We start from the raw sequence: 11,837 nt of genomic DNA, 5'->3' as shown, positions 1-11,837 counted from the left end.
GTGAAAGCAATCGAAGTAAAGATTCAAGGCCTTTATATTGACGGTGAATGGATAGTTCCAGATCAAGAGAAATTAATTGAAGTAAAGAATCCAGCAGACGGTTCTGTGATTGCGTTTGTCCCTCGAGGGGGAAAGGAAGAAATTGATTTAGCGGTTAAAGCTGCGAAGAAAGCATTTCACTCTCGAGAATGGCTGGAACTAGAGCCGTATCATCGGGGGAAACTTCTTTTTAAAGCAGCGGAAATCATTCGAGAGAATAAGGAAGAGTTGGCAAGATTAGAGACATTGGATGTTGGGAAACCTCTCATTCAAGCTGAGACAGATGTAGAAATTGCAGCGCGATATTTTGAATTTTACGCAGGTATTGCTGATAAGATTATGGGCGAAACGATTCCGGTTGAAAATGGAATTATTGATTACACAGTCCGGGAGCCAATTGGAATTGTCGGTCATATTATCCCATGGAATTACCCGTTGCAAATAGCGGCTCGGAGTATATCCGTGTCGATTGCGACTGGTAATGCAGCCGTTTTAAAACCTGCTGAAGACACCCCATTATCGACGTTAAAGCTTGTTGAATTATTAGAGGCATTATCATTACCGAAGGGGATCCTAAATGTTGTTACAGGTTATGGCTATGAAGCAGGAGCGGCACTCTCTGCCCATGCAGGTATTAATCACATTACGTTTACCGGTTCAGTAGAGACAGGGAAGACCGTAATGCAAGCAGCCGCAAAAAATATTGTTCCTGTGACACTTGAGCTTGGGGGCAAGTCCCCTAATATCGTGTTTACAGATTGTAATGAGGAAAATGCATTGAACTGGGTGATGCGTTCTATCATTCAAAATGCCGGTCAGACTTGTTCTGCAGGATCACGACTCGTCATTGAACAATCGATAAAGGATGAATTCGTCAAGAAACTGGCTGAGGCAATGGAGAAGCTTTCGATTGGACCGGGAATCGATAATCATGATCTAGGTCCAGTATTATCAAGGAAACAATTTGAAAGAATCCAAGGTTTTATAGACCTTGCAAAGCAGGATGGTATCCAAATTGCCACTGGTGGAGAGCGTGTGTGTGTTGAGGGCTGTGAACAAGGCTACTACTTGCTACCAACGATCTTCGATAATGTTCCGCCAACTCATCATCTTGCCCAAGAAGAAATTTTTGGTCCAGTTTTAACTGTAAGTATATTTGAATCGGAGGAAGAAGCGATTCAAATAGCAAATGGTACCCCGTACGGACTTGTTGCAGGTGTATGGACCGAAAACGCTGGCCGCGCTCACAGAGTCGCTAGCCAACTTCAGTGTGGCCAAGTTTTCATCAACCATTACGGCGCGGGTGGGGGCATTACACAGCCATTCGGAGGCTATAAAAAGAGTGGATTTGGCAGAGAAAAAGGACTCGAGGCAATACAGAATTATACGCAAGTGAAAAACGTTGCTTTAAAATATTGATGAGACTATTTTTGCAATAGATAATCTTATTATGTTAAAGCTTTTTAAAAGTACTACGAGAATAAAATGATAAATATTGATGTTTGGTCAGTTCATCGAATAAATGAGGCGACAATTAACTCTCTACAGCTTTTAGAGAAAAGACACTATAAGATTGGGCTGTCTCACAAGTCGAATATTCGGCATAGAGACACCCCTTTTACATATTAGAGAATAGGCTCTTTTGGTTAATTTTGTTCCATTACACGAATTCTCTTATAATCAGCCATCCAACACCCATTTTTATATAACTTTTCTTTCTAGTTATTTTCTACATTTGCTATGATTTGCTCTTTTCTAGTTTCGGGTATACCTTCAAACATACTACTTGTGAACATTTCAATCCAATTTTTTAAACCGTTATCGCCGCTTAAAGGTGTTGGTCTATCAAAATGGTGTGCAAATGTCACGTTAAAACCTATTTCTTCCATCAGTGTCGAATACTCCCCAATGGTTGGAAAATAAAACGGAAATTGATCCGAATCATACTTATATCCTTCTTGTTTGAATTGAGTAATAATTTCATCCGTTATTGTTTGAACGTTCCCTTTACCTCCGAATTCTGCTACAAATCTCCCTTTGGTTTTAAAAAAGTAAAAATTCGATTTAGTGCTTGTTTGGGAGATTTAACCCAGTGAAGTGTTGCATTTGAGAAAACTGCGTCAAATTCGTCTGTAAATTCTATGTCTAAAACATCATAAATCATAAAGTTTATATGTGGATACTTTCTCCTTGCTTGATGTATCATATTTTCGGATTTATCAATACCTATAACATGGGTGCCAAGGTTATGTAATTTATTGGCTAAATCTCCTGTTCCACAACCAAGGTCAAGGATCGTTTCGCCTCTCTTCTAATAAGGCGAATATATCATGTCCAAATCTTGAAACAAATGAATGGTTGTTATCATATAAATTCGCATCCCAATTATCCTGCACACTCTGTATATGATTCATATAAAATCTCCCCCATATAACGGTGTAAATCAATTATAAATGATAGAGATTATAATGAATATTAAATAAAGTGTGAAAATTCAAAGCTAAATAAATTTCATTATACGTAGTTTTATTTATCAAGCTTTCTAAGACAGGAAAAAAGGAGTACCTCCCCAATTTGTATAACTATAACTGGCCTTTTAACTATCTTTCTCCTATTTCCAATTCCTATGAAATGTTGATTATTTCTAACACTATACAAAAACAATGACTATCGCTATGATAATATAATGGACAATGAAGGAAATTGGAGATGTTTATAATTGGAAAATAGTTTGATTAGAGGAACATTTTTTCTCACTGCTGCATCCTTTATTTCAAAAATACTAGGTTTTATTTATATAATTCCTTTCACTGCCTTAGTAGGGACTTCTGGGTATGCTCTTTACAAGTATGCGTATGGTCCATATACGATCATCCTTAGCCTTTCGACAATAGGACTTCCTTTAGCTGTTTCAAAATTTGTTTCGAAATACAATGGTTTAGGTAATTATAGAGTAGGACTCGACTTATTAAAGGTAGGATTCATTTTAATGGTGGTCACGGGGTTTCTATCGTTTGGAGCATTGTATTCGTTAGCGCCATTTTTATCAAAAATTTTAATAGATCCTCATGATGTAACTGGAAATTCGCAACAAGATGTGACGTTTGTCATCCGCATGGTTAGTTTTGCTCTATTAATTGTTCCGCCAATGAGCCTTCTAAGAGGCTATTTTCAAGGAAGTCAATCGATGGGCCCATCGGCTCTAAGTACCGTTATCGAACAGATTGTTCGCATCATTTTTATCTTACTAGGTGGATTTATAGCGATACATATTTTTCATAGCACGATTACAAAAGCAGTAGGGATTGCTACATTTGGTGCTTTTATTGGCGGTGCAGCAGGTTTAGTCGTTTTGTTAAGTGTGTACGTCAAGAGAAGAGAATTGATACGGAAACAAATGAATGAAAGTCCAATAAAAGAAAAAATTCATGTTATTCCCATGTTAAAGGAGTTAATAAGTTATGCCATACCCTTCGTTATTGTTGGCCTTACAATCCCGATTTATCAAAACATTGATACATTCACCATAAATAAACTGTTTCAATCTATTGGTTATCAGCTAGATGAAGCTGAGGTCATTAATTCAGTGATTGGACTTGCTCAAATATTGGTCATGGTTCCTGTTTCATTAGCAACAGCATTTGGCATGTCTTTAATTCCTGGAATTACAACATCCTTTGTTACTGGTAACATACGAGAAGTTCATCGGAAAATAACGAAAACGATTCAAATATTAGTGTTTTTTACCTTACCGGCTGGAATTGGATTATCCCTTTTGGGGAAACCCATCTACACCATGATTTTTGGACTGAAAAATAACGATGAAGTAGGTGGTACCATTTTACAATGGTATGCGCTTGCAACTATTGTGTTTGCTTTATTTACCGTTACAGCTGCAATACTACAAGGAATAAATGAGCAAAAGAAGGTGATAATAGGAGTTGCTTTAGGTGTAATCGTAAAAATGATTTTAAACGTTGTGCTTGTTTCTAGTTTTAAAGAAGTTGCTCCTGTTTTAGCAACATATGGAGGATTTTCTGTTTCAGTCATATTTAATATGGTTTTGATTAAGAAGACGATTCAGTATGAATTTTTCCCTTTGATTAAATCATTATTACAAAGCGTTGGACTAGGATTAGTAATGGCATTTTCAGTTTTGTTTATGAATTTTTTTATGGACACAAGCATATCAGGAAGAATAAGTGAATATTATTCAGCTGTACTAACATCGTTAGTGTGTATCACAACGGGTCTGTTCGTTTACTTAGGAATCGGTATGAAAACGCAAATAATGAAGGATGTCCTAAATAGGAGAAAAAAGATGGATTATCAGAGGAATGAAAAGTAGGATCTTATTTTTTGACTGGATGATTCCTTTATGGTAAGCTGACAAAATTCTTAAGGAACATAATCGACACAATTGAAGAAGATGTCATTCAGCAATTATAGGAGATGAAAAATAAAGGGGAGATCTTCTATATAAAGGGGATGTGTTATCATCAAATTAAAAGTAATAAGTGTTATTGCACTAAGCCTAATCATTTTTGGGGCTGGTTACGTAACGGGCATGATAAACTCTAATGAGGCTTCCAGAGAAATATGGATAGGATATGATGACAATGAGAACGTTGGGCAAATTGATATAAAAAAAGTAATTACGGATACGGAAAGCCAAGGAATAGTTGATAATTTTATGATGATTTATCTAAATAAAGAAAAAATATTTGATGCAAATAAAGAGTTAGGAAAACCAGATGTTCATATTTCAATAAATAGTCCGAAACAGTCGACAGGGTTAATTGATTCTAGGTTATGGTTTGAGGATGAAGGTGCCATAATTGGAATTCGTTCTGGGGAGAGTTGGAACCAGGTAGACTACTTTAAAATCAATAAAGATGATGCTGATTATATTAAAGAACAGATTGATTTCTAATAATGCCTTCTATTCCAGAAAAGGGCTAGCCGTGAATTTTCCTACTAGACTTCCATCATACTGAGGAAGCAAACATGTGCGGCTTTTGTCACAAGAGATTGACAATAGAAAACGCTGTTGATTTTTACTTCAACAGCGTTTTGAGTCTTAATACTAATTGGTGGACTTAAATCGCATCTGTTCTCACTGAATTATTTAAGAATCTTTTCCCAAGTAATATTGAAAGCTAGTTTCCAAATAGTAGCTAGAAAAATGATGGTGATTACTAAATACAGATAGATTCCATAAGAATACAAAGTGCTGAAATAATGTATGCCAGCAAATAATGCAACAAGCAGCATTAAACCGAATACAATAGAACCGTTGCTGTTTTGATTGTACTGGTCAAAAGACTCCGAAAAGGGGATGGATTTTTTTAGAATCATAAAGCAAATGACAGCATATGTACACGCATTAAAAAATACAACGACAAGATCTGGAAGGATTTTCACCCCAAAAAGTACAATAAATAGTACACTTAAAAACAAGTAAACTGGTAAATATAATTTAAAAATAAACGCCTTTATTGTACCGCTAAACACCCATTTTAGTTGTTTTATCGGGGCAACTCTGTAAATCCACGCCCCCTTATATGTTCCTGAATACTTTAAGAGAATCATGATGGTCGGGATTATGATTAAGCTAAAGTAAATCGTTAAATACGTTTTGCTAGTGGATAGATGATCAAGGTCGGTATTCAAAACATTGATAATAAAAATAAACGGAAGAACAACTGAAAAACCTAAAAATGGATACACCTTCAATTTAAAATCTCGTTCATTTTTCATCATTGAACTGGCAAATCGAAAAAAAGCTCTTTCCTCATGTGAACGACAAATGATTCTAAGGAGAGATTGACCAAATTTACTACGCTTCGGTTCTTTTTCTTTCCCATGATAAGCAAGTTTTTGCAGGTTTTGCTCGAAAGTAGAATTTAATTTCATAAAAATCCAAATGGATAGGAAAGGAACTAGAATTCCTAAAGCTGAAAATAAAACGTAAAACGGCTGAAAGGCACCTTTCATTATCATTTCCATATTTGCTCCATACCACATCGGAAAGATAAATACTTGCCACCAACGTGGTTCAAGCGAAATAGTTAAGTCAATTAACTCAAAGGAGCGAATAAGTAATTGATACCCAACCATGATCATAAGTGACAACCCGATTTGGACAAAGTTAATGATATCTTTTAATTTTTCTCCATCAAAGAATCGTAAAATAAACAAATAGATAAGCGTGGTTAACCCAACGATCAATAGGTCAATTAAGATGATGTTTACAACTGAAACAAGGAGAAACAAGAGACCATTTTTGACAAGCCCAACAATCAAAGGGACTCCGACAAGCGCTATCGTAAGAAAAGATAAATAAATGACAACATGCACCATTTTAGCAGTGCTAATTGTTTTTCGATCAACGGGTTTTGGAAACATGATGTTTCGATCCCGAATGTCTAGTAAAACAGAGGAAAAATCGGAAATCATGGAAGACATGACAAAAAAGGTGAAAATTCCATAGAAGAGACTCATTTGGAAAAGATAATTTTCACCCATAAGTAAAATCGGAATCATAAACAGACCAAATAATACGTAAATCCATAAAGATTTTATGTATTGATTGCTATTTTCCTTGCCTTTTTTATTAACGTTTTGTGAGAAAATGGTTGGCACACGCCGTCCATCCATCGTTAACTTTACTTGTAAAATTCTTCTCATAATCTTGTAATCTACGCCAAAGCTTGTAAAAATTTTCGCAAAACGATCCAATAGTTTGAGCGTGCGATAATCCTGCATCCTTACATCTCCTTTACAATCGAAACAAATCTTGCACTAAGTTCTTTATGTTCAGTAAACCCCGTAAGTCGGTTAAAAATCTGCTCAAGTGAGCCTTTCGTATTTTGCAGCTTTAACTCTTCAAATGTACCGTCTGCAGCAATTTTGCCGTCATGCAGGAGAATGATGCGGCTGCTTATTTTTTCAACCACGTCCATAATATGAGACGAGTAGAAAATCGTTTTTCCTTGTTCGGCAAGTTGAGCCATAATTTCTTTAAAAATCATTACACTGTTCGCATCCAAACCATTGATTGGTTCGTCAAAAAACAAAAGTTCCGGATTATGCAATAAACTCGAGATAATTAATAGTTTTTGACGCATTCCTTTAGAATAAGAGGAAATTCGTGAATGATAGACTTCACCTATACCGAAAAGTTCCATTAGGCTTTTTGCTTTGTAGTCGGCGAGGTTAAAATCGAGACCATATAATTCGCCAATAAACGTTAAATATTCATGGCCAGTTAAATTATCGTAAATTTCGGCGACTTCCGGCACATAACCGATCTTTCTTTTATACTCTATATTCCCATCAGAAATATCATGATCGAAGATTTTGACCTCACCTGAATAGTCATCTTCAATGCCAAGCATAATTTTCACAGTGGTACTTTTTCCTGCTCCGTTTGGACCAATATAACCAATGATCTCTCCTCTTTTCACTTGAAGAGATACACCATTCAAAACAGACTTGGAACCATAATTCTTTTTCAAATCATTAATTTCTAATATAACTTCTTCCATCTTCTTAATCCCCATTTCTAGATTATTTCCATTTAATCCTTTTCAAGTGTAACATTAGCTCCTTTGTTTACTAAATAAGGAATAAAAAAATTCCGTGAATCACTTTTATTTTTTCTCTTTTTGTATACCTGTGGGAAAGGGTCGCATATTTGGCATCCCGAAATTTTGAACGAGTATTTTGAATTTATCGCCTTGGTTATGCGTCCTTTTAGAACAATGAAATCAAACAACAAAAACAAAAGTTCCCTGTAGATAAGCTCGTGATATTCACCTTGAAAACAATGGAAAAGAATGGGGTTTGATGATACGATGAGTGTAGTATGGATGAAATATCCCAATAGAGAATCTACCGCTAAGGGTAGAACCTTTCATCTTATTACCAGCCTGAAATAATCAGAAAATAGTAGATATTTTAAACTATAAATAATTATAATAAAATATGATAGGATTATAATTGAGACAGAAAAGATGTGTTCCTAAGCAGGAGCGCCTCTCTTTTTTGCAAATATAGGGGATGAGGAAGGGTAATATGAGCAACATACAGAAAAAAACAGACGTTATTTTAATTGGTGCTGGTGTTATGAGTGCGACTTTGGGATCATTACTGAAAGAGTTAGTACCCGAATGGGAAATTAAAGTGTTTGAAAAACTAGCAAACGCAGGGGAAGAAAGCTCTAACGAATGGAACAACGCGGGTACGGGTCATGCTGCATTGTGTGAGCTTAACTACACACCTGAAAAGTCTGATGGAACAATAGAGATTAGTAAAGCAATTAAAATTAATGAACAGTTCCAGATTTCTAGACAGTTTTGGTCTTATCTTGTAAACAGCAATCTGATTCGTAATCCGCAGGAATTTATTATGCCAATACCTCATATGAGTTTTGTACAAGGGGAAAAAAATGTAACGTATTTGAAAAAACGTTTTGAAGCGCTGTCAAAAAATCCGCTGTTTCAAGGGATGGAATTTTCCGATGACCCTGAAAAGCTGAAGGAGTGGATTCCGCTTATCATGGAAGGGCGTACATCGAATGAACCGATAGCAGCAACAAAAATCGACTCAGGAACGGATGTAAACTTTGGTGCTTTAACACGTACGCTGTTTGACCATTTAAAGAGTCAAAATGTCGAGATTAACTACAAGCATAGTGTCGAGGATATTAAACGTACTAACGATGGCTCGTGGGAGTTGAAAGTGAAAAATGTCGATAGTGGTCAAGTCGAGCGTCATGTTGCAAACTTCGTCTTTATTGGCGCTGGAGGAGGGAGTTTACCTTTACTACAAAAAACCGGTATCCCAGAGTCAAAACATATTGGAGGGTTCCCGGTAAGCGGACTCTTTATGGTATGTAACAATCCGGAAGTGGTAGAGCAGCATCATGCAAAAGTATATGGTAAAGCTAAAGTTGGTGCTCCTCCAATGTCTGTACCGCATCTTGATACAAGATATATTAACAACAAAAAATCGTTGCTGTTTGGACCGTTTGCAGGGTTCTCACCAAAGTTCTTAAAAACTGGTTCAAATTTAGATTTAATTCGATCTGTAAAACCGAATAATGTCCTTACGATGTTGGCGGCAGGCGTAAAAGAGATGGCATTAACAAAATATTTGATTCAGCAAGTTATGTTATCGAATGAAAAACGCATAGAAGAATTATGCGAGTTTATTCCGAATGCTAAAAGTGAGGATTGGGATATCGTGGTAGCGGGCCAACGTGTACAAGTTATAAAAGATACAGAGACTGGCGGCAAAGGAACACTTCAATTTGGAACAGAAGTTGTTAGTGCTGCTGATGGCTCGATAGCGGCATTGCTCGGTGCTTCTCCAGGGGCTTCTACTGCCGTACACGTGATGCTTGAAGTATTAGAAAAATGCTTCCCACAACATATGAAAGAGTGGGAACCGAAAATAAAAGAAATGATTCCTTCTTATGGAGTTTCATTAGTGGAAAACCCAGAGCTTTTCAAGGAAATTCACACATCAACAGCACAGACGCTTTGCCTAAGCGAAAAAGAACTGGCTTATAGTTAATTTTTTCGTAGAAATTATATGGAAAGTTTGAGCAACAAGAGGTTTCTTCATAATACATTTGAACGATCGGGTGCACTTCTTGAGTAAGTGTACCTTTTTTATCGAATGACCATATAAGGTCGCATCATTTCATAATCTTCATGTTCTAAAATGTGACAATGCCAGACATATAAGCCAGTATAAGGGCCGAACGGAACGATAATACGTGTGATTTCTTTCGGATTTGCACGTACAGTGTCCTTCCATCCTTGTTCATTAAGTTCCGGAGCTTTCCGTAGACCAGTAGGAACAATTTTACCCTCTTTTTCGTACAACTTGGCATCAAAAGGCTGTCTGTCAAGAATTTGAAATCGAACTAAATGTAAATGAATCGGATGAGTAGCATTTGACACATTGATAAAACTCCAAATTTCTACACTCCACAAGCGAGGCATTTCAGTAATCGGATCGGACCATAAGCGATTATCTAATAAGTGAATAGAACGCTTAAACTCATCTGGTCTCATATTCAGTAACAGCTTTCTATTGCTATAGTTATGTCTTTCTTTAAGCTTTGGCACATGTGATAAAATGACCGGTATTTTGCTTTGATCTTGACTTTTCGGCTTTTGATTAATAAGAATTTTCATGACATTACCTGTCGTACTTGGATTTGGGCTCTCACCTTGTGGGAAAGGAGAGACAGCATCATTTTTAATAATAATTTCTTCATCAAATAAGGACGAAAAATCAAGAATGACATCTGCTCGTTCAGCAGGGGCGAGTAATAACTTAGGAACCTTAATAGGAGTTTGTAAAAGCCCTTGGTCTGAACCAATTTGTATAAAAGGTAATCCATTAGTTAAAGAAAGTCGGTAAAAACGGGCATTAGAACCATTTAGTATCCGAAAGCGATAGCGTCTTGGCTCTACTTCTAAAAACGGCCAAACCTTGCCGTTGACAAGTATAGCTTCGCCGAAAAAATCAGGAAGAACGGAAGGATCAACGCCTGAAACTGGTGGATCTGGTTGTGAAGGATAGAAAAGAGATCCATCTGAATGGAAAGTACGATCTTGGATGAGCAATGGTATATCGTATTGTCCACTTGGTAGGCCGAGAGATTGTTCATGTTCATCATGAATAATATAAAAACCAGCCAGCCCAGCATAAATGTTTAAGCGAGTAATTCCCACTGCATGGTCATGATACCAAAGCGTTGAGGCACTTTGTTGATTTGGATAAATGTAAAGTTGATTTGTAAAGTAGGGGCCTACTTTGTTAAATCCATTCGTAAACCATGCTTCAGGATAGCCATCGCTTATATCTGGGGTTACCCCACCATGAAGATGAACGACCGTTCGTACCTCCGGCTTATCTTTTTCAGCACCGTGAACGGTTGTATCAATTGGAAGAAAGTGCCGAAGTGGTAATTCATTTTTCCATAGAACACGAATGGGCTGATGACACCACACTTTAAAAGTCGGCCCTGGAAAGTGACCATTATATCCCCAAATTTTTGTTGGTGGTAAATCACGATGTAGCTTTTGCCTATTTTCTCTCATGATTACCTCATAATACGGCTCACCATTAACCCGTGTTTTAGGAAGAGCTGTTTGTAAGTACGGCAATCGATCTACAAATTTTTCGAGCATGACCCCTCTTTTCATTTTATGCCCCCATTCATCCATATTTCCCCTTATAAGTGTGCATCAATGTACACGATTGATTTTTTATAATTATAATGAATGAAACAATATGTTCAAGTTGTAAAATCATTTAATTGGACAAAAAAGAGATAAAAATGGAAATTTCAATGTCAATACACTATTTACCAATTAATAAATTTGTTGTATTCTAGATTAATCAAAAACATAATATTTTAAAATGGTGAAAAATATGAAGAAAAATATTCTCTTAAACTTAATTCTCTTTACGATATTTATAGTAACAACGGTCGTTATGTTGTTTATTGTGTATAACAATATTGATCATGATTTCTCTTATCTATTTGTTAAGGGTTATGTGATTTATTTTCGTTATATTTAATTTTTCTAACTATTCAGCGTTTTAGAAAATTAAATGCAACGGAAATGAAAAAAATAATATTGCAGTTTATAACGATGTTTATTTTCTTCAGTGCAACGACATATTTTTTAAACGCTATATTTCGATCTTCGGAAATGGATGTTTATGATTTGGGTACTCCTCTAGGTTTATCTTTAGGTATATCTTTTCTT

General features: G+C 36.2%; 10 protein-coding genes. 4 read left to right on the top strand and 6 right to left on the bottom strand.

Annotated features, from left to right (window positions below; all coding sequences use genetic code 11):
• Positions 1-1,458 (top strand): aldehyde dehydrogenase family protein, encoded by a 1,458-nt coding sequence (locus tag MLD65_RS10360; protein ID WP_243291796.1) that lies wholly within the window; start codon positions 1-3, stop codon positions 1,456-1,458.
• A gap of 299 nt (positions 1,459-1,757) precedes the next feature.
• On the opposite strand, the gene MLD65_RS18280 is transcribed toward MLD65_RS10360, so the two are convergent.
• The 3 genes from MLD65_RS18280 to MLD65_RS18270 form a co-directional block, all read right to left on the bottom strand.
• On the bottom strand, positions 1,758-1,928 hold the full coding sequence (locus MLD65_RS18280; RefSeq protein ID WP_347709288.1) for a hypothetical protein: 171 nt from the start codon (positions 1,926-1,928) through the stop codon (positions 1,758-1,760).
• Between the two features lie 134 nt (positions 1,929-2,062).
• The gene (locus MLD65_RS18275) at positions 2,063-2,335 is read right to left on the bottom strand and encodes a class I SAM-dependent methyltransferase (protein ID WP_347709290.1); all 273 of its coding nucleotides are present in this window, start codon (positions 2,333-2,335) and stop codon (positions 2,063-2,065) included.
• Entirely contained in the window at positions 2,328-2,453 is a 126-nt protein-coding gene (locus MLD65_RS18270; protein ID WP_347709287.1) for a hypothetical protein, read from the bottom strand. Before MLD65_RS18270 ends, MLD65_RS18275 begins: the two co-directional genes overlap by 8 nt.
• A 305-nt stretch (positions 2,454-2,758) precedes the next feature.
• Here MLD65_RS18270 and MLD65_RS10350 point away from each other — a divergent pair, with 305 nt between their 5' ends.
• Both MLD65_RS10350 and MLD65_RS10345 read left to right on the top strand, forming a co-directional pair.
• A complete protein-coding gene (locus MLD65_RS10350) occupies positions 2,759-4,387 on the top strand; it encodes a putative polysaccharide biosynthesis protein (protein WP_243291795.1) in 1,629 nt (542 codons plus the stop codon).
• A gap of 219 nt (positions 4,388-4,606) precedes the next feature.
• Positions 4,607-4,972: a hypothetical protein gene (locus tag MLD65_RS10345; RefSeq protein ID WP_243291794.1), complete on the top strand. Its 366-nt coding sequence runs from the start codon at positions 4,607-4,609 to the stop codon at positions 4,970-4,972.
• Between the two features lie 191 nt (positions 4,973-5,163).
• Here the strand turns inward: MLD65_RS10345 and MLD65_RS10340 are convergent, their stop codons facing one another.
• Together MLD65_RS10340 and MLD65_RS10335 are read right to left on the bottom strand one after the other, a co-directional pair.
• The gene (locus MLD65_RS10340) at positions 5,164-6,807 is read right to left on the bottom strand and encodes a hypothetical protein (protein ID WP_243291793.1); all 1,644 of its coding nucleotides are present in this window, start codon (positions 6,805-6,807) and stop codon (positions 5,164-5,166) included.
• 2 nt (positions 6,808-6,809) lie between these two features.
• A complete protein-coding gene (locus MLD65_RS10335; protein ID WP_243291792.1) occupies positions 6,810-7,589 on the bottom strand; it encodes an ABC transporter ATP-binding protein in 780 nt (259 codons plus the stop codon).
• Positions 7,590-8,118: 529 nt separating this feature from the next.
• Here MLD65_RS10335 and MLD65_RS10330 point away from each other — a divergent pair.
• Entirely contained in the window at positions 8,119-9,621 is a 1,503-nt protein-coding gene (locus tag MLD65_RS10330) for a malate:quinone oxidoreductase (RefSeq protein ID WP_243291791.1), read from the top strand.
• Positions 9,622-9,719: 98 nt separating this feature from the next.
• On the opposite strand, the gene MLD65_RS10325 is transcribed toward MLD65_RS10330, so the two are convergent.
• On the bottom strand, positions 9,720-11,267 hold the full coding sequence (locus tag MLD65_RS10325) for a multicopper oxidase family protein (protein WP_243291790.1): 1,548 nt from the start codon (positions 11,265-11,267) through the stop codon (positions 9,720-9,722).
• Positions 11,268-11,837 lie beyond the last annotated feature (570 nt).

The organism is Bacillus sp. FJAT-47783 (genome assembly GCF_022808615.1).
Classification (GTDB): Bacteria; Bacillota; Bacilli; order Bacillales; family Aeribacillaceae; genus Bacillus_BZ.
Note: the sequence above shows the minus strand (reverse complement) of the source record. Positions and strands in the feature narration are given on the sequence as shown.

Coding starts and splice junctions, on each gene's coding strand:
- MLD65_RS18280 (WP_347709288.1), bottom strand. CDS start 1,928: ATGGAAGAAATAGGTTTTAACGTGACATTTGCACACCATTTTGATAGA.
- MLD65_RS18270 (WP_347709287.1), bottom strand. CDS start 2,453: ATGAATCATATACAGAGTGTGCAGGATAATTGGGATGCGAATTTATAT.
- MLD65_RS10345 (WP_243291794.1), top strand. CDS start 4,607: ATGATAAACTCTAATGAGGCTTCCAGAGAAATATGGATAGGATATGAT.
- MLD65_RS10340 (WP_243291793.1), bottom strand. CDS start 6,807: ATGCAGGATTATCGCACGCTCAAACTATTGGATCGTTTTGCGAAAATT.
- MLD65_RS10335 (WP_243291792.1), bottom strand. CDS start 7,589: ATGGAAGAAGTTATATTAGAAATTAATGATTTGAAAAAGAATTATGGT.
- MLD65_RS10330 (WP_243291791.1), top strand. CDS start 8,119: ATGAGCAACATACAGAAAAAAACAGACGTTATTTTAATTGGTGCTGGT.
- MLD65_RS10325 (WP_243291790.1), bottom strand. CDS start 11,267: ATGAAAAGAGGGGTCATGCTCGAAAAATTTGTAGATCGATTGCCGTAC.